Source organism: Streptomyces mesophilus (assembly GCF_011044995.1).
Taxonomy (GTDB): Bacteria; Actinomycetota; Actinomycetes; order Streptomycetales; family Streptomycetaceae; genus Streptomyces; species Streptomyces mesophilus.
Genome location: NZ_JAAKZW010000175.1, coordinates 1 through 17,652 on the forward strand (window position 1 = coordinate 1; position 17,652 = coordinate 17,652).

Here is a 17,652-nt window from a genome sequence, read left to right on the forward strand (position 1 = left end):
AGTGTTTCGGTGGTCATAGCGTGAGGGAAACGCCCGGTTACATTCCGAACCCGGAAGCTAAGCCTCACAGCGCCGATGGTACTGCAGGGGGGACCCTGTGGGAGAGTAGGACGCCGCCGAACTAATTTTAAAGAAAAGGCCCCCGCACTTTGTGCGGGGGCCTTTTTGTATTTATGCGCTCTTTCAGGACGGTTCTACCAAGCGGGTGTCATAAGCGAGGATCACCGCTTGCACCCGGTCCCGTGCCCCCGTCTTCGCCAGAATGCGGCCGACGTGTGTCTTCACCGTCGACTCCGCGAGATGGAAGCGTTCCGCGATCTCCGAGTTGGTCCAGCCCTGGCCTATGACCGTGAGGATCTCCCGTTCCCGTTCGGTGAGTTGAGTGATACGGGAGTCCTGGGCGGCCGCTTCCGGCTCACCCGGCTTCGGGAGTTTCTCCGCGAACGCGTCGAGGAGCCGGCGTGTGAGGCTCGGGGCGACCACCGCGTCCCCGGAGGCCACGGCACGGATGCCGGCGAGGAGCTCCTCGGGCTGGGCGTCCTTGACCAGGAAGCCGGAGGCTCCGGCCCGCAGACCCGCGTACGCGTACTCGTCCAGGTCGAACGTCGTGAGGATCAGGACCCTGGTCCGGTCGCCGGCCGCGACGATACGGCGGGTGGCCTCGATGCCGTCGAGACCCGGCATGCGGATGTCCATCAGGGCGACGTCCGGGCGGAGTTCGGAGACCAGGCGTACCGCCTCGGCGCCGTTGGACGCTTCGCCGGCGACCGTCAGGTCGTCCTGGCTCTCCAGGAGCATGCGGAAGCCGAAGCGCTGCATGGGCTGGTCGTCGACGATGAGCACGGTCGTCACGGAGTGGGGCCTTCCGGGGACGGGGACGAGGTCGGAGATGGAGACGGAGGAGTGGGCGGGATCGGGATGCGGAGGTGGACCCGCCAGCCGCCTGCCGACCGGGGTCCGGCCTCAAGTGTGCCCTGATAGAGGGCTGTTCGCTCCCGCATCCCTGCCAGTCCGCGGCCGGTCCCGTCGGGATCCGGTGTGCCTCCGCGGCCGGTGTCCGTGACGGTCACCGTCACCGCGTCGGTGGCGTACGAGACGAGTACGTCGGAGGTCGCCGAAGGGCCCCCGTGCTTCAGGGTGTTGGTGAGGGCTTCCTGGATCACGCGGTAGACCGACAGCTCCATGCCCGGGGGCAGGGCGGCCGGTGAGCCCTTGACCGTCGTACGGACGGGAAGACCTGCCGAACGTACGCCCTCGATGAGGGAGTCGAGGTCGGAGAGTGCCGGGGCCGGGGCCAGTTCGGCGGCGGGGGATTCCTCGCGCAGGACGTCCAGGAGGCGGCGCAGTTCGGTCAGGGCCCCGCGACTTGTGGTGCCGATGGCCTCCAGGGCCTGCACCGCACGTTCGGGGTTCTTGCGTGCCGCGTACGCGCCGCCGTCCGCGAGGCCCGTGATGACCGAGAGGTTGTGGCCGATGATGTCGTGCATCTCGCGGGCGATACGGGTGCGTTCGGCCGCGGCGGCGAGCTGGGCCTGCTGGTCGCGTTCGATCTCGAGGCGGTGGGCACGGTCTTCGAGGGCGCCGGTGTAGTCACGGCGGGTGCGGACGGCGATGCCGAGGAGTGCGACCAGGGCGATCGACCAGAAGGCGGGGACCAGTTGGCTGTCCCAGGCGTCCTTCGGGAAGCGGAGTGTGCCGACGACTATTGGGGCGATGACCAGGAGGGCGGCGAGTCCGAGGGTCTTGAGCGGCTTGCGCAGGGCTACGTTGAAGAGCAGGAACAGCATCAGGAGCGAGGCCTGGAGCATCGCGCCCACCAGCGAGTTGACCAGCGCCACCGCGGTCATGAAGCAGAGCACCGGCATCGGGTGGCTGCGCCGCCACAGCAGCGGTACGGACAGGCCGAGGCTCATGGAGAACACCAGGGGCTCGGGCACGTCGGCGTTCGCGGCGATCGTCTTCCAGCCGCCGGCCCCGTAGTCGATGATCGCCGCGATGACGAAGAACGTTGTGAAGAGCAGGTTCCACACCAGCGGGCGGCGTCGGTCGAAGACCCTGATCCGCTGGAGGACGCGCTGGATGTGCCGGGTCAGCGCCGAGGCGCCCGAGGACCATTCCTGGCCCTGGGCGCCCGGCGGGACGTGCTGTTCGGTGGTCACAGGTTCATCCTCATACGTCGCGGCGCTTGAGCAGCAGCGAACCGGCACCAAGAGCGGCGACCGCCCATAGGGCGAGGGCGAGCAGGGCGGCACCCGTGGAGGGGTAGGCGTCGGGGGTCGGGTGGAGCATCGTCAGGGACTCGAGGGACTTGGCCGGGAAGTAGCGCACGGCGTCCTGCACGGCGGTGTACGGGAGCATGTCCAGGATCACCGGGACGATCAGGACGAGCCCGATGAAGCCGCCGATGCCGCCGGGCACCGAGCGCAGCACCGCACCTAGGCCGAGGGCAATCAGGCCGAGCAGGGCAAGGCCTGCCGAGGCGGCCACGAGCGTGCCGAGCACACCGGGGTCGGTGAGCGCCATCTCCTTGTCCGAGCCGGTCAGGAACAGCTGGGCGAGCGGGAAGGTCAGCAGGACCGTGACGAGCGTGCTGACGAAGGTGACGACGCCGAACACCGCGGCCTTCGCCCACAGGACGGGCGTCCGAGTGGGTACCGCGGTGAGCGAGGAGCGCACCATGCCGGTCGAGTACTCGCCGGCGGTCACCAGGACGCCGAGGACGGCGATCATGAGCTGGGCGAGCTGGAACCCGAACAGGAGCATCAGGACAGTGTCGACGTCGCTGTCGCCGCCGCCCGCCTCGTAGGTGGCACCCATGGTGAGGCCGACCCCGAGGATCGCGACGGACGAGCCGATCAGGGTGATCCAAGTGGAGCGCAGGGTACGGAATTTGTGCCACTCGGAATGGACGACGCGGGCGAACGTCACCCGGTACGCGGTGGCCTTCCGGGGGGCGATGCCGGCCCGGGGTGCGGTGGCGGTGCTCATGCTGCGTGTCCCTTCACGGAGGTCTCGGAGATCACAGTGGTGTTGTACTCGACCGAGTCGCGGGTCAGGTCCATGAAGGCCTGCTCCAACGAGGCGGCGCGCGGGGTGAGTTCGTAGAGGGGGATGCCGTGGGCGGCGGCGGTGCGGCCGATCTGCTCGGCGTCCGTGCCGCGCACGTCCAGGGTTCCGGGGCTCTCGCTGGTGACCGTCACGGAAGGGCCGGCCAGGAGGGCGGCGAGTTCCGTGGCCGAGGGCGTGACCACCTTGACGGCTCCGGCGCCTGCTTCCCGTACGAAGGAATCGACCGTCGTGTCTGCGAGGAGTTTGCCGCGGCCGATGATGACCAGGTGGTCGGCCGTCAGGGCCATCTCGCTCATCAGGTGCGAGGAGACCAGGACCGTACGGCCCTGTGCGGCAAGGGACTTGAGGAGGTTGCGGATCCACAGGACGCCCTCGGGGTCGAGGCCGTTGACCGGCTCGTCGAGGATCACCGTGGCCGGGTCGCCGAGCAGCGCGGCCGCGATGCCCAGGCGCTGGCCCATGCCGAGCGAGAAGCCCTTGACGCGCTTGCCCGCGACCTCGGTGATGCCGGCCAGATCGAGGACGTGGTCGACGCGGGAGCCCGGGATGCCGTGGGTGAGGGCCAGGGAGATCAGGTGGTTGCGGGCGCTGCGGCCGGGGTGGACCGAGCGGGCCTCCAGGAGGGCGCCGACCTCGGTGAGCGGTGCGGTGTGGCCGGCGTAGGCGCGGCCGCCGAGGGTGGCGGTGCCGCGGGTCGGGGCGTCGAGGCCGAGCAGCATCCGCATGGTGGTGGACTTGCCGGCGCCGTTGGGGCCGAGGAAGCCGGTGACGGTGCCGGGCTTGACCTCGAAGCTCAGGTCGTCGACGACGGTCTTGTCGCCGTACTTCTTGGTGAGTCCGTTGGCTCGAATCATGTCTACGACGTTATGGAGCGCGAGCCGTTGTTCCGTCGGACCGGGGACGGGACCTGCGCCGCGCTCGTAGTACCCGGGTACGACGCGTGCGTGATACCTGCCTGGCGACGTGTACGTGATACCTGCTTGCGGTCCGCACGGACCTGCGGCGACGATCTCCGTATGAGCTACGAGATACGCCCCGTACGGGCCGAGGAGTGGCAGCAGGTCAAGGACCTGCGGCTGCTCGCCCTCCAGGACCCGGCCGCCCCGATCGCCTACCTCGAGACCTACGAGGCGGCGCTGGCCCGGCCGGACGAGTTCTGGCAGGACCGGGCTGCCGGTAACTCCCACGGCCTGGACGGACGCCAGTTCGTGGCGGTGGATGAGCACGGGATCTGGGTCGGGGCGACAGTGTCGATCATCGAACACGCCGGCCGGGAGGACTTCTTCGGTGTGGTGCTGCCGGTGACCGGTGCGCACTTCGTAGGTGTCTACGTGGACCCCGAGCACCGCGGACGCGGCCTGGTGCAGCGGCTGTTCGAGGCTGCCGCCGAGTGGTCCTGGTCGGTCGAGGGTGTGCAGCGGGCACGGCTCTTCGTCCACCAGGACAACCACCGGGCGCAGGCCGCGTACAAGAAGATCGGCTTCGAACGCAGCGGAGGGGTCGTCCCGTTGCAGGCCGACCCCTCGAAGCTGGAGTACGAAATGGTGCTGGGAAAGCCTTAGTTGTACGGGCGCTCCGCGCGGCCCGCGCGGAGCGTGCGGGCCCACCAGTCCAGCTGGTCCAGCATCGTCTTGGCCGCGCCCGCCGCACCCTGCGGGTCGTGCGCCTTGCCGTCCTCGCCGAAGTGGTCCCAGGCGCCGTGGAAGCTGACGCCGTCGCGGATGGTCACGCAGTGCACCTCGGCGAAGACCTGGCGCAGGTGCTCGACGGCGCGCAGACCGCCGGAGACACCGCCGTACGAGACGAAGCCGACCGGCTTGGCGTTCCACTCGGTGCGGTGCAGATCGATGAAGTGCTTCAGCTGGGCCGGATAGCTGTGGTTGTACTCGGGGGTGACCACCACGTAGGCGTCCGCGGCCTCGACGCGCGCGGCCAGCTCCGTCAGCGCCGGGGTGCGCTCGGTGCCCCAGTTCGGGTGGCAGGCCGGCAGCTCCAGATCGGCTACGTCGATCACGTCGAGCTCGGCGCCGGCGTGCTGCTCGGCGAGCGCGGTGAACCACTGGCCGACCGTCGGGCCGAAGCGGCCGTCACGGGTGGAGCCGACGATCACGGCGAGGCGGTAGGGCGTGGTGGACGTGGTGGACATGGTGGAACTCCTCATGGTCAAGTTTGTTCGCTATACGGACAGTTGAAGCGAGGGGTGATCAGCGAGTCTGCAGTGTTGTGGCTTTCGCCAGCGGTGCCGGGTCGGTGTTCGTAAGGTCAGGGCTCTGTGTGCCGGATCGGGTGCTTGTACGCGTCAGCGCCGCCACGGCCAGGGCGAGTACGGCCACCAGAGCGGCCACCGCCCACAGCCCGAGCCGCATCGACTCGCTGAACTGCTGTGCCTGAAGGGCCTCTTGGGCCACTCCCGAAGAGATCCGCCCGGCCGCCTCCGGCGAGCCGGCCCGCGCTTCGAGCAGCGCGAGCAGCAGGGCGCCGAACACCGTGAGCATCACCGCTCCCGTGCCGCCGCGGACTGTGTTGAGGAAGCCCGAGGCCATTCCCGTACGGGAGGCGTCGACCGCGGTGAGCGCCTGGGCGTCGATGATGCCGAAGGAGAGACCGGTGGCGGCGCCGAGGATCAGGACCGGGGCGGCGAGCGGGGCGGTGCCCATCCCCGGGTTGAGGACCGCGCCGAGCCAGATGTTGCCCGCGGCGATCAGGACCAGGGAGGTCAGGAGCAGGGTGCGCACCGTCACGCCGCGGTTGACCAGCCGTGCGCCGATCTGGGGCATGACCGCCATCGGGACGCTCAGGAAGAGCAGCACGAGTCCGGCTTCGCGTGCGCTGAACCCGCTGGTCCCTTGCAGATACGTGGGCAGGAAGACCATCGCCGCCCCGGTGCCCGCGCCGAGCGCGAAGGAGCCCAGCGGCCAGGCGATGAACTTGCGGTCGGCGGCCAGCGAGATGTCGAGGATGGGCCGGCCGCCCGCGGCCGCGAGCCGCCGCTCAAGGCGTACGAACGTGACGAGCAGCCCGAGCCCGAGGGCCAGCGGCAGCAGGGTGGCGGGCGAGCCCCAGCCCTGCTGCGGGCCCTGGGTGATCGCGAACAGGGTGAGGGCGAGCCCGGAGATGAAGGTCGCGGCCCCGGCCTTGTCGACCTTCGGGCGTATGGCGGCCCGCGCGTCCGGCAGGACGACCGAACCGATGAGGATCACGGCGCCCACGGCCGCGTAGGCGAGGAAGGTGGTGCGCCACCCGAGGGCGTCCACGATCGAACCGGAGACGGTCGGACCGAGCGAGAGGCCGACGGATCCCGTGGTGCCGGCCAGCGCGAACGCCTTGGTGCGGGCGGGTCCTTCGAAGATCGTGGCGAGCAGCGCGGTGCCGGTGGCCATCACGCCCGCCGCCCCGATGCCCACCATGATGCGGGCGATGTCGAGCAGCAGGATGTTCTGGGCGGCGGCCGAGGCGATGGTGCTGATCGTGTAGAGGAGCGCGCCGAGCGAGAAGAGCCGGCGGCGGCCGTAGAGGTCGCCGAGCGAACCGGCGACGAGCATGAAGGAGGAGGCGGCCAGGAAGTAGCCGGTCACCACCCAGTTGAGGGCCCCGCCGCTCGCGTCGAGGTCGGCGCCGATGCTCGGCAGGGCGACGGTGGTGCCGGACATGGCCATCGGGAGGGTGAAGAGGCCGAGGAGGACGACGGCCAGAGTGGTCCTGCCCCTGGGCGCCGGGGTGTGCGCTGCGGTTGCCATGGCGATAAACTACAACGAGCGTTGTAGCTATTACAACGGTCATTGTAATTTTCGGGTCAACCCAGGTTGAGGTTTGGCATGACGAAGCAGGGCGAGACCGGGCAAAAGCCTTTGCGTAAAGGGATGTTGGAGAAGCGACAGGCCATCCTGAAGGGTGCCCGGGCCGTCTTCGGGCGTGAGGGCTACACGCGGGCGAGCATCGACGCGATCGCCGCGGAGGCCGGGGTGTCGAGCCGTACGCTCTACAACCACTTCGGGGACAAGGAGGGCCTCTTCCGCGCGGTGCTGCTCGACAGCTCCGTCGCCGTCACGACGGCCCAACAGGAGCTGCTCGCCCGGCACTTCCACAAGTTCCGTGACCCCGAGACCGACCTGTACGACATGGCGCTCGAGTGGATCGGCGGCATCGAGACGCATCCCGAGCACTTCGCTCTCGTACGGCAGATCATCCCCGAGGCGAGCCGGCTGCCCGTGGACGTACTGGAGGAGTGGCGCCGGGTCGGGCCGAAGGCGACCCAACAGGCGCTGAAGGAGCATCTGTTGGCGGCCGGGCGTGCGGGACTGCTCGCGATCGACGAGGAGAACGCGGACCGGGCGACCCGGCATCTGGCGCTGTTCACCGGGGGTGCTGTGTCGGCCGAGTCGGCTCAGGGGGCGCTGCCGCTCGCGCCCGAGGAGTTCGAGCGGCTCGTACGGGAAGGGGTCGAGCTCTTCCTCCAGCTGTACGGAAAGTCCTCGGGCGAGTGACTAGACCGGCAGTTCGGCGTCCGGCCAGCGCGAGCGGCCCTGCTCCCGGGAGCGGAGCAGGGCCAGTGTCACCAGACCCTGGTGCTCCGTGCCGGGCGTGAGCAGCTCCGGGAGCTGGGGAAGCGGAGCCACCGCGGCGACATCGTCGAGAACCAAGGTCAGTGGTGGGTCGAGGCGACCGGCGGATGACCGTTCGGCCATGCGCCGGCCGCGCTCGACCACGCTCGAAACGAGTGCGGTGAGCAAAGGCATGGCACCGGGCTGCGTCCGTGGATCCTCGATGGCTTCACCCACCACGTAAAGCGTGCCCCCTTCGGCGGCGAAGGAATCCAGGGTGAGGGCATCTGTTCGGTTGGGTGTGCACGCCTCGCGGATGTGGATGGAGAAGAGCGAGGACAGGGCGCGTGCGGTCAACTCCTGTGCCATATCGCGGCGTTCGGGGTGCGCGGTGAGCTGGGCTTCGAGTTCACCCGCCGAGCCGGGTGCGGCTTTGGTGTGGGTACGGAGCGTACGGACCGCGTCCTGGACGTTGCTGCCCTGGGCCCAGCGGTGTACGTGCTTGAAGGCGCGGCTGTCGAGGGCGGCGGCGTGCAGGTAGCTGCGCAGCAGCGTTTCCGCGGTGGCGGCCGTGGCCGCGTCCAGCTTGGCGGTCGGGCGGACCGGGGCGAGCAGGGCCTCGGCTCGCTCCCGCGCGGTCTGCTTGTCCTCGCAGCCGACGGCGGGGTTCCAGTGCATACGGGCCGGGGTGTCGCAGAGGTGGCCCGGGTCGTAGAGGAGGACGGGGCCGAGCTTGGCCCTCGCGTCCTTGGTCTCCTCCCAGACGGTGGGGTCGCTCGTGACGATGACGGCTGCGCCCTCGGCGTCCTGGATCGCCTGTACGGCCAAGGGTTTACGGGTCTGTGGGTCGCCCAGTACGAGAGGCTTGCGCTGCCGTGGGAAGGCGGACGGCCCCTCCGGGGCCGGTGCTTCCGGCGCCTCCGGCACCCGCTCCACCGGCGCCTCCGGCACCAAGGGCACTGACGCCTCCGGCGCCACGGGCTGCTCCGCGACTCCGTCGCGGGATGAAGTGGGCGGACCCACTTCGACGCCCCGAGGGGAGGCGAAGGGAGCCGGGGACTCGGCGGAAGCAGATGGCTCGGGGTGAGCGGCGGCACCGGCGGCAGCCCGCTCCCGAGCACGCACCGCACGCCACCGCGTCCACGTCCCCATCACGAACACCGTGAGGACCACGAGCACCATCGCCTGGCCGATCACCAGGCCCCACATCAGCCCGTACCCGGAAAGCTCCGAGGCGGGGGTGGAGGGCCAGGCGCCGGTCACATCATGCGGTGCGCCCACCAAGTGCCTTATCGCCAACGGCGTCCGCCCGAAGGTCACACCCGAAGGCCAGGACCCGTGCGCGAGCAGCCCCGCGAACCCGGTGGCCGTCCACACCAGGACCGACAGGCCGAGCACGAACGCGAGCAGCCCCACGAGCAGTCCGTCAGGGATGCCTCCGCCCGATTCCGGTCTGCGGTCCCGGTGATACCCCCGCTCATGCTCGTATCGCATCTCACGCCACCGTGGACTCTGAGGACGAACCCATCTGCTGCGACCCCATCTGGTACTCCATGGCCAACGCCCGCTCCTCCGCCTCCCGTTCGGCGGCGAGGAGTTCCTCGGAGGCCGAGGCGACCTGGTCCGCACCGGATTCCGTCATGGCGCGGTCGGTGTACACCAACGGCCGTTCCATCTCGGTGATGAGGTGCTTGACGACTTGGACATTGCCGTTGACGTCCCAGACCGCGATGCCCGGGGTCAGCGTGGGAATGATCTCCACGGCCCAGCGCGGCAAACCCAGGACCCTTCCGGTGGCCCGCGCCTCGTCCGCCTTCTGGGCGTAAATCGTGCGTGTGGACGCCATTTTCAAAATGGCGGCCGCTTCCTTGGCCGCCGCACCGTCCACCACGTCCGACAGGTGGTGCACCACGGCCACGAAGGAGAGACCGAGGCGCCGGCCGAACTTGAGCAGCCGCTGGAACAGCTGCGCCACGAACGGCGAGTTGATGATGTGCCACGCCTCCTCCACCAGGAAGATGCGCTTCTTGCGGTCGGGCCGGATCCACGTGTGCTCCAGCCACACGCCCACGATCGCCATCAGGATCGGCATCGCGATCGAGTTGCGGTCGATGTGGGAGAGGTCGAAGACGATCAGCGGGGCATCGAGATCGATGCCCACCGTCGTCGGCCCGTCGAACATACCCCGCAGGTCACCGTCGACCAGGCGGTCCAGGACCAGGGCGACGTCCAGGCCCCAGGCCCGTACGTCCTCGAGGGCGACGTTCATCGCCTCGGCCGACTCCGGCTCCGGATGGCGCAGTTGCTCCACGATGTCGGTCAGGACGGGCTGGCGCTCCACGATCGTCTCGTTGACGTACGCGTGCGCGACCTTCAGGGCGAAGCCCGAGCGCTCGTCGAGCCCGTGCCCCATCGCGACCTCGATGATCGTCCGGAGCAGCGCGAGCTGACCGGTGGTCGTGATCGAAGGGTCGAGCGGGTTGAGCCGGATCCCCATGTCCAGGGCGGCCGTCGGGTCGAGCCGGATCGGCGTTATGCCCAGCTCCTGGGCGATGAGGTTCCACTCGCCCACCCCGTCCTCACCCTGCGCGTCGAGCACGACGACCTGACGGTCGCGGAACCTCAACTGCCGTAGGACATACGTCTTCTCGAGGGCCGACTTGCCGTTGCCGGACTCCCCGAGCACCAGCCAGTGCGGAGCCGGCAGCTGCTGCCCGTACAACTGGAAGGGGTCGTAGATGTAGCCCTTGCCGGAGTACACCTCGCGGCCGATGATCACGCCCGAGTCCCCGAGTCCCGGGGCGGCCGTCGGGAGGTAGACCGCCTGCGCCTGGCCGGTGGAGGTGCGGACGGGCAGTCGGGTCGTCTCCACCTTGCCGAACAGGAAGGCGGTGAATGCATCCGTGATCGCTGTCAGCGGATCGCGCATGAGTGGGCCCCTTACGACGGCTTCGGCGGCGGCTAGCGGCGGATGCCGGTCGCGAACGGCAGCGTGTTGACGAAGGCCCGGTGGTGCTCGCGGTCGCACCACTCCAGCTTGAGATAGGACTTGCCGGCCGAGGCGCGGATCGTCCGCTTGTCCCTGGCCAGCGCTTCGGGGTTACGGGAGGACACGGTGATGTAGCCGACGAGGTTGACGCCCGCCGCACCGCTTGCGAGGTCCTCGCCGCGCTGGTCGAGGCGGGAGTGGGCGGCGATGTCGCGCGGGTCGACCGTGCGGTTCATCTTCATCTGACGGGAGGCCTCGGCCTCGTCGTTGGTCTTCTCGGTCAGCATCCGCTCGATGGCGATCTCGGTGGGTTCGAGGTCCATCGTCACGGCCACGGTCCGGATCACGTCCGGGGTGTGGACGAGCAGCGGGGCAAGGAAGTTGACGCCGACCGGCGTCATCGGCCACTCCTTCACCCAGGCCGTCGCATGGCACCAGGGCGCGCGCGTGGAGGACTCCCGGGTCTTCGCCGTCAGATACGTGGCTTCGCGGGCGTCCAGTTCGGCCGGCCAGGCATTGCGCTTGGTCATGGCCTGGATGTGGTCGATCGGGTGGTCCGGGTCGTACATCGAGTGCACGAGGCTCGAAAGGCGCCCCTGCCCGAGCGGCTGCCGTACGCGGATGTCCGCCTCCTGGAGCCGCGAGCAGATGTCCGTCAGCTCACGCGCCATGACCACGGCGAGCCCGGCGTCCTTGTCCACCTTGCGGCCCGCGAGCGGGCGTGTGGCCTTCGCCATCGCCGCCGCCTCGGCCGCCAGCTCCCGGCTGTAGTGCATGCACGCCACCAGGTAGGCGCGGTGCTGCTCACTGCTGGTCGACACCATGGACTGCAACTGCTCGTACGAGTCCTGGAGCCACACCGGCGCCTTCTCGTCCCCGCGTACGGTGACGTCCTTGGCGTGCGCGTCGGGGTCGGCGGGCAGCGTGCGGGCGAGCATCTGGAGGCGGGTGACGAAGCCGTCGCCGTTGGCCACGTGCTTGAGCAGTGTGCCGAAGCGGTCGACCAGGGCCTCCTGGTCCTCGGAGTCCCGCAGGCCGACGCCAGGGCCCTCGATCTCGATCGCGGCCGTCACCGTACGGCGGTCGGCATGCAGCAGCACGGCGATCTCGTCAGGACCGAAGGGCGCGGCGAGCCAGGTGATCCGGCCGATCCCGGGCGGCGGACCGACCTCGATCTCGCGCCCGTCCATCCGCACACCGGCCTCGGGCGCGCCCGAGCGGTAGGCGGTGCCCTGGCGCAGGGTGCGTTTGTAACTGCGGTTGATCTCGAACCACTTGAAGATCGTGCGGCCCTTGTACGGGACGTACACCGTGGCGAGCGCGAGCATCGGGAAGCCCATGAGCAGCAGGATCCTGAGGCTGAGCACGGGCACGAGGAGCCCGCACATCATGCCGAGGAACGCACCCGTGATGATCAGTGCGATCTCGCCGGTCTCACGGTTCTTTCCGATGATCGCGTTCGGCCGGGCGCGGCCGATGAGATAGGTGCGGCGGGGCGTGACCGTATGGGACTGGGTCGTCAACGCCCTTCACCTCCCGAGCGGTTGCTGGTGCGGCTTGCTGTGCTTCCTGCGGGTCCGGCTCCGCGCGAGCTGTGGGTGCCCGTGCTCGGAGTCGTACGGGGCGGGGGTGCGGCGGAGGGGACAGTTCCGCCGCCGCCCGATCCGCGGCTGCTGTGGGCGGCGACTCCGCCGGAGGCGGGGTTGGACGGCCTGGCCTGGCCGCCCTGGTCGCCGCCGCCACGGCCGCGCGAGCTGTGGGTCTTGATGCCCTGCGAGACGAGGGCGGCGGGCGAGGAGATCACGGCCGCGGCCTTGCCCTCGGCGCCCTGCATGATGCGGTTGTTGCGGCCTGCGGCGATCTCGTCGCCGAAGCCGGGCACGAAGCGGTAGATCATCGCGCTGGCGAAGATGGCGAGCAGGATGATGCTCAGGCCGGAGACGACGGCGGAGAACGCGTTCGGACCGTCCTCGTCGCTGAGCGCCCCTGCCAGACCGAGCACGATGACGATGACCGGCTTGACGAGGATCACCGCGATCATGATCCCGGCCCAACGCCGTACGTGGCCCCAGAGGTTCTTGTCGACGAGCCCGGCGTACACGACGGTCCCGAGCAGCGCGCCCACGTAGAGGAGCGCGGCCCGGATGACCAGCTCCAGCCAGAGGACCCCGGCCGCGAGGATCGACACGAGCGAGACGACGATCAGCATGATCGGCCCGCCGCCGATGTTCTCGCCCTTCTTCAGGGCCTCGGAGAAGGTCCCGAAGAACGCGTCCGTCTGGTTCCCCGTGGCCTGCGCGATCGCATCGGTGATGCCGTCGGTGGCGGAGACGACCGTGTAGAGGATCAGCGGCGTGAAGGCGGAGGCGAGGACGGTCAGCCACAGGAACCCGATGGCTTCACCGATGGCCGTGGTGAGGGGGACACCTCGCACGGCCCGCTTGGCGACGGCGAGCAGCCAGAGGAGGAGGGTGAGGATGGTGGAGGCGGCGAAGACGACGGCGTAGCTCTGGAGGAACTTGTCGTTGGTGAAGTCGACTTCGGCTGTCTTCGACACGGCATCGCTGAGCTTGTCGACGGTCCAGCTGGCGGCGTCGGCGCAGCCTCTGGCGAGGGAGCTGAGGGGGTCGAGGGTGTTGAGGGCGTCGTCGGCGGGGGATTTGGGGGCGTCGGATGAGCCGGAGCGGCCGTTTTCGCAGTACTCCTTGGCGGGGCCGCGGATCAGCTCGCAGGGGTCGTCGCTCGGGTCCGGTGTGGGCGCGGCGATGGCCCGCGTGGCCAGCGTGAAGACCGCGGTCTGCGCTGCTGCCGCGACGGCGGCCAAGGTCAGGATGCGGCGGCGATGGTTAACGGGCATACGTGAACCCTCCGAACTCCTTGACCGCGTCGGACATGTCCTTGGCGGTGGACGCGGATTGGTCCTTGCCCACAGGGACGGGGCCGTCCTTCTGCTTGAAGTCGACCACCCTCCAGTGGCCGTCCCAGCGCAAGGTGAAGGTGTTCGTGTACCAGCTCTCGGTCACCGGGTTCTGAGCACCCTCACCGGCCAGGCCGAACAGGGCCGAGTACCAGACCGAGACGGTCGCCGTCTTGCCGCTGTACGACTCGACCTTGCTGCCCACCGGACTGAAGCGGGTGACGAACGTCTGGCCCGCAGGGGCCTTTCCGTCTTCGTTCAGCCCGATGCTCGTGAGGAACTTCGGGTCGGAGTAGACCTTGTCGAGTTCGCGCATGCGGTCGCGCTGCACCGGCGGGTCGTACACGACGGCGACGATCTGGTCCCGGCTGTCCTTCTGGTACATGCCGTCGGACCCAAGCGCGACCAGGTAGTTGGCGGCGGCGCTCTGCGCACCCGTACGCGACTGTTTGAAGCCGACCGGGACGCCACCGTCCTTCTGCGTCACCGCATCCTCGCCGGACGCAGCCGTCGGATTGGCCCCCGGCTTGGAGCCCCCCGATTCGCCGCCGTCGGAGGACTCACCCCCCTGATTGGCAAAGGCAATCGCCGCGATCAGCAGCACCACCACACCGACCACCGTGACAAGGGACCGCGAGGCCCGGGCCGGCCTCCGTGGCCCTCCGTAAGCGTCGTCGCCCTCCGGCAGGCGCGTCCGCGTCGTCCCCGTACCGCCGTAGAAGACGCCGTCCTCGGGACCGGGACGCTCGTCGTCGTAACCGCCGCCAAGACTCATGACGCGTACGCCCCCTCAACCGATTGCAGAACCGCGCAGTACGACGGTAGCCGTGCCGGTCGCCGCGTGTGCGCGGAGTGGTGACTGGACATCAGGGAGACGCAACCTCAGCCGGTGGGCACGACGGGATGAATGGGAATGTGGCCGGGAACAGTCGGTGGTGCCCCGGTCGGCGACTGCGAACTCGGGTACGGGGGAGGCGTCTAGACGGCCATCCCGTACACGATCGTGAAGAGTGTGCCGAGCGATCCGATGATGAAGACGCCCGTCAGGCCGGCGACGATCAGGCCCTTGCCCTGCTCGGCGCTGAAGGTGTCCCGGAGGGCCGTCGCGCCGATGCGCTGCTTCGCGGCGCCCCAGATCGCGATTCCGAGACAGATGAGGATGGCGATCGCCATCACGACCTCGATCATCACGCGGGCTTCGCCGCCCAGAGTCCCGAACGGCCCCCAGTCGGGGGCGATCCCGCCGATGATCGTGGTGATGTCGCCCTTTTCGGCTGCCAGAAGCATGTAACTCACCGCCCCTTGTGGGTAGTTCCCGCACCCCCTGCCGGTGCGCAGAGGCCAGGCATCATTGTCTCCGAGATTTGCCCGGCGCATGTCGACTTACGGCCATCAGTTGCCAGAGTTGTCCCGGAGGCGTGCCGGACCGACGAATACCGCCCGGTACTCCCCTTGGGGGAGACCCGGGCGGTATACGGCGTTCCGTATGGTCACTCTGTGTATCACGGGTGGTGACGTGGGGCAATGAGCTGACGTGGCGGCGGAACTCGTGCCCTTTCGGCGCGTCCCTCGTTACTTCCCGCTCAGCGCTGCACAAGGACCACGACGACGCCCGCCACGGCGGCGATCACGGCGAACGCACCCAGGAAGCGGCCGATCGCGGCGTTGGGGCGCGAACGCTCCTTGACGATGACGATGCGCAGCCGGACCTCGTTGCCCGCCAGGTAGGCGGGGACCAGGTCGCCGTCGCGGCAGGGCGGGATCTGGAAGGTGGCGTTGATGCCGCTGCCCTGGACGGGCAGGTCCACGCCGGTGGCGGCCTGCTCGGCCGTGATCGTGATCGGTATGACCTTGGGCGCCATGCGGTTTCTCCCCCGGAGCTGGGTGTGGGACGGCCCGATTGTGCCGTACGGCCCGAGCGGTGATCAGCTGCGGGCGTAGGAGCCGATGCCCTCGAGGCAGTAGACGTACTCGCTGATCACGGCGCCGTTCATCGTGTACTGCGAGGAAAAGGCGTACTGGGTCTTCGGGTTGGCGTTGCACTCGTTGAGGTCCGAGGTCATCGGGAAGGTCTGGATGACCTTGTAATGCGCGTCGCTCGCCGAGCAGTCGACCTCCTCGACGTCGTTCACCTCTTGGGCGGTCTCCGAGTCGGGCAGGGTGCCGTTGAGGCAGGTGCCTTGGTCGTACGGGTCCGGGGCCGGGCTCTCGGACGGGGACGCGGCGTCCGTGGGCGGGGCGCTCGCGGCCGGGGTGGACGCGGAGGTGGTGGGGCTGCCGGAGCCGGTGTTCTTGCTGTCGTCGTCATCGCCCAGGTTCATGACGAGGAACAGCACGCCCGCGACGGCTGCGGCCAGGACGACCTTGATGACCCCGGCTTTGGCCCGCGAGCCGGCCGAGGGGGCGTTCCGGGTCGGCGCTCCTCCGTAGGGGTTCGTGGGCGGCTGCGCCCCCGAGCCTCCGAAGATGTCGACCTGGATCTGGAGGATGACCTCGGAGGCGCCGACCGTCATACGGATCTGGTCGCCGTGGCGGCAGGGCGGGATCTGGAGGGCGATGCGCTGCCCGCCCTGGTCGACCTCGAATATCGCGCCCGTGGTGGCTTGTTGGGGTGTGAGCGTGACGGGGATGACCTGGGGCTGGGGCATGGCGGGCTCCTGTGGTCGCGATCCTGGGGGCGGTGGCAGGATTCTGACCCACCGACCCCAGCGGAAGCGCCCGCTCCACCGACACGGTCACGAGGCTGTTCCGATCGTTACGCCACGGTGGCATGCGGGGTGCCCGCGAAGTGGTCGAACTCCCCGTGGCGGACGCCTTCTTGGAAGGCGTGCCACCTTTCCGTGGTGGTGGTGACCGGTCCCAGGCGAACCGTTCCGTCGGGGGCGGTTGGGGCAGGGGCGCCGGCCTTGATGTCGGCGAGGAGGTCGGCGAACTCGTTCTGGGGCATGCGGAGTACCGCGCCGCTCGGATCGGCGCTCTCCATGAGCAGGACGGTCGCGTCATCAGCGGCTACGTGGACGCATGACTCGCCCTGGCCGCAGTAGGACGACTTCTGCCAGTCGGGCATGGCTGCCTCACAATTCTTTGCGGATGGCGTGGATGAGGTCACGGGACTGCGTGGCGCTGACGGCCACGGACGTCATGCGGTCGAGCAGGAGACGGTACGACTCCAACTGGGCTTCGGCGTCCACCAGTACGGGCCCGTGGGATTGGTCCAATGACACGGTGTCGAGTTGGGGGACGGGGCCCGACACGTAGTAGATCGTCTGCCCCGACCCTGGATAGGCGCCGATCGCGAACGGGATGACCTGGACGGCGATGTGCTTGCGGTCGCTCTGGTCCAGCAAGTGCTGGAGCTGTTCCTTCGCGACGGACTTGCCGCCTACGGGTACGCGCAGTGCCGCCTCGTGAATGATCGCCCGGAACGGGGTGGGCGGTTCGCGGTCGAGGACCGCCTGACGCTGGAGTCGGTAGCCGACGCGGTGTTCGAGGTCGGAGCGCGTGAACTCCGGCACCACTTGGCGGAAGATCTCGCGTGCGTGATCCGTGGTCTGGAGCAGCCCTGGGATGTGCGCGGTCGTGGCGGAGTACAGCCGCGTGGCGTGGTGCTCCAGCTCGGCGATGTCGAGCAGTGGGCCGGGCAGATGATCCCGAAACGTTTCCCACCACCCGCCCTTCCGCTCCGTGGCCAACTCGACGAGCCCGTCGAGGTAGTCCTCGTTGCAACACCGGTAGATGCGTGCCAGAGACCGCAGACGCTCAGGGCTGACCCCGAACCGGCTCGCCTCGATGTTGCTCAACTGCGCCTGACTTACGCCTAGTTCGCGCGCCGCTTCCGTCGCGGACAGGTCGGCGCGTTCCCTGAGTCGGCGCAGTTCCGTGCCCAGTCGGAGGCGTCGGACCGAGGCGGCGGTACGCGGAGCCATGGCTCAACTCCCTTGTCACCCACACGAATGAAGACATAAAGCAATTGCGAGATCCGCAAATAGTTTATGTCACTCTGAGTCCACCGGAAGAGCACCGCGGACGCCGCGGCAGAGCCACCGCATCCCTCAACCACCCGACCGGAAAGGACACTTCAGATGGCAACCGTAATGCCAGCCCCCTGGGCGTACACCCTCCAACTACCCCACGAC

18 protein-coding genes and 1 rRNA gene are annotated in these 17,652 nt (G+C 69.0%); 3 read left to right on the forward strand and 16 right to left on the reverse strand.

Translation table 11 applies throughout. The features are described 5' to 3' along the window. Positions 1 to 5 precede the first annotated feature (5 nt). A 5S ribosomal RNA gene (gene rrf / locus G6045_RS29940) occupies positions 6 to 122 on the forward strand. Positions 123 to 183: 61 nt separating this feature from the next. On the opposite strand, the gene G6045_RS29945 is transcribed toward rrf, so the two are convergent. The 4 genes from G6045_RS29945 to G6045_RS29960 are packed head-to-tail and all read right to left on the reverse strand — an operon-like array spanning position 184 to position 3,923. Continuing rightward, a complete protein-coding gene (locus G6045_RS29945; protein WP_165335282.1) occupies positions 184 to 852 on the reverse strand; it encodes a response regulator in 669 nt (222 codons plus the stop codon). After that, complete coding sequence (locus tag G6045_RS29950) at positions 849 to 2,159, reverse strand: sensor histidine kinase (RefSeq protein ID WP_165335283.1); 1,311 nt, start codon at positions 2,157 to 2,159, stop codon at positions 849 to 851. Before G6045_RS29950 ends, G6045_RS29945 begins: the two co-directional genes overlap by 4 nt. Positions 2,160 to 2,169: 10 nt before the next feature. Next, entirely contained in the window at positions 2,170 to 2,988 is an 819-nt protein-coding gene (locus G6045_RS29955) for an ABC transporter permease (RefSeq protein ID WP_165335284.1), read from the reverse strand. Continuing rightward, positions 2,985 to 3,923, reverse strand: coding sequence for an ABC transporter ATP-binding protein (locus tag G6045_RS29960; RefSeq protein WP_165335285.1), 939 nt, complete (start codon positions 3,921 to 3,923; stop codon positions 2,985 to 2,987). The genes G6045_RS29955 and G6045_RS29960 overlap by 4 nt, the downstream gene beginning before the upstream one ends. Positions 3,924 to 4,085: 162 nt before the next feature. Here G6045_RS29960 and G6045_RS29965 point away from each other — a divergent pair, with 162 nt between their 5' ends. Continuing rightward, positions 4,086 to 4,631, forward strand: coding sequence for a GNAT family N-acetyltransferase (locus tag G6045_RS29965; protein WP_165335286.1), 546 nt, complete (start codon positions 4,086 to 4,088; stop codon positions 4,629 to 4,631). On the opposite strand, the gene G6045_RS29970 is transcribed toward G6045_RS29965, so the two are convergent. Together G6045_RS29970 and G6045_RS29975 are read right to left on the reverse strand one after the other, a co-directional pair. Continuing rightward, complete coding sequence (locus G6045_RS29970) at positions 4,628 to 5,215, reverse strand: NADPH-dependent FMN reductase (RefSeq protein WP_165335287.1); 588 nt, start codon at positions 5,213 to 5,215, stop codon at positions 4,628 to 4,630. The two genes, G6045_RS29965 and G6045_RS29970, sit on opposite strands and share 4 nt — an antisense overlap. A 58-nt stretch (positions 5,216 to 5,273) precedes the next feature. Continuing rightward, complete coding sequence (locus G6045_RS29975) at positions 5,274 to 6,806, reverse strand: MFS transporter (protein ID WP_165335288.1); 1,533 nt, start codon at positions 6,804 to 6,806, stop codon at positions 5,274 to 5,276. A gap of 123 nt (positions 6,807 to 6,929) precedes the next feature. Here G6045_RS29975 and G6045_RS29980 point away from each other — a divergent pair, with 123 nt between their 5' ends. Continuing rightward, a complete protein-coding gene (locus G6045_RS29980; protein ID WP_235968389.1) occupies positions 6,930 to 7,553 on the forward strand; it encodes a TetR/AcrR family transcriptional regulator in 624 nt (207 codons plus the stop codon). Here the strand turns inward: G6045_RS29980 and G6045_RS29985 are convergent, their stop codons facing one another. The 10 genes from G6045_RS29985 to G6045_RS30030 all read right to left on the reverse strand — a co-directional run bounded on the left by G6045_RS29985 (position 7,554) and on the right by G6045_RS30030 (position 17,442). Continuing rightward, the gene (locus G6045_RS29985; RefSeq protein WP_165335290.1) at positions 7,554 to 9,104 is read right to left on the reverse strand and encodes a P-loop NTPase family protein; all 1,551 of its coding nucleotides are present in this window, start codon (positions 9,102 to 9,104) and stop codon (positions 7,554 to 7,556) included. 1 nt (position 9,105) lies between these two features. Then, positions 9,106 to 10,539 carry an ATP-binding protein gene (locus G6045_RS29990; RefSeq protein ID WP_165335291.1) on the reverse strand — a complete coding sequence of 478 codons (1,434 nt, stop codon included), beginning with the start codon at positions 10,537 to 10,539 and terminating at the stop codon, positions 9,106 to 9,108. A 32-nt stretch (positions 10,540 to 10,571) separates the two neighbouring features. Beyond that, on the reverse strand, positions 10,572 to 12,122 hold the full coding sequence (locus G6045_RS29995) for an SCO6880 family protein (protein WP_165335292.1): 1,551 nt from the start codon (positions 12,120 to 12,122) through the stop codon (positions 10,572 to 10,574). Further along, a complete protein-coding gene (locus tag G6045_RS30000) occupies positions 12,119 to 13,456 on the reverse strand; it encodes a hypothetical protein (protein ID WP_165335293.1) in 1,338 nt (445 codons plus the stop codon). The genes G6045_RS29995 and G6045_RS30000 overlap by 4 nt, the downstream gene beginning before the upstream one ends. Continuing rightward, positions 13,446 to 14,291 (reverse strand): hypothetical protein, encoded by an 846-nt coding sequence (locus G6045_RS30005; RefSeq protein ID WP_165335294.1) that lies wholly within the window; start codon positions 14,289 to 14,291, stop codon positions 13,446 to 13,448. The genes G6045_RS30000 and G6045_RS30005 overlap by 11 nt, the downstream gene beginning before the upstream one ends. A 203-nt stretch (positions 14,292 to 14,494) precedes the next feature. Continuing rightward, complete coding sequence (locus tag G6045_RS30010; protein ID WP_165335295.1) at positions 14,495 to 14,803, reverse strand: hypothetical protein; 309 nt, start codon at positions 14,801 to 14,803, stop codon at positions 14,495 to 14,497. A 296-nt stretch (positions 14,804 to 15,099) separates the two neighbouring features. Then, positions 15,100 to 15,378, reverse strand: a complete 279-nt coding sequence (locus G6045_RS30015) for a hypothetical protein (RefSeq protein WP_165335296.1) — start codon at positions 15,376 to 15,378, stop codon at positions 15,100 to 15,102. A gap of 63 nt (positions 15,379 to 15,441) precedes the next feature. Continuing rightward, positions 15,442 to 16,164: an LppU/SCO3897 family protein gene (locus G6045_RS30020; RefSeq protein WP_165335297.1), complete on the reverse strand. Its 723-nt coding sequence runs from the start codon at positions 16,162 to 16,164 to the stop codon at positions 15,442 to 15,444. A gap of 107 nt (positions 16,165 to 16,271) precedes the next feature. Then, on the reverse strand, positions 16,272 to 16,583 hold the full coding sequence (locus G6045_RS30025; protein ID WP_165335298.1) for a DUF397 domain-containing protein: 312 nt from the start codon (positions 16,581 to 16,583) through the stop codon (positions 16,272 to 16,274). A 7-nt stretch (positions 16,584 to 16,590) separates the two neighbouring features. Beyond that, on the reverse strand, positions 16,591 to 17,442 hold the full coding sequence (locus G6045_RS30030) for a helix-turn-helix domain-containing protein (RefSeq protein WP_165335299.1): 852 nt from the start codon (positions 17,440 to 17,442) through the stop codon (positions 16,591 to 16,593). Between the last annotated feature and the right edge of the window lie 210 nt (positions 17,443 to 17,652).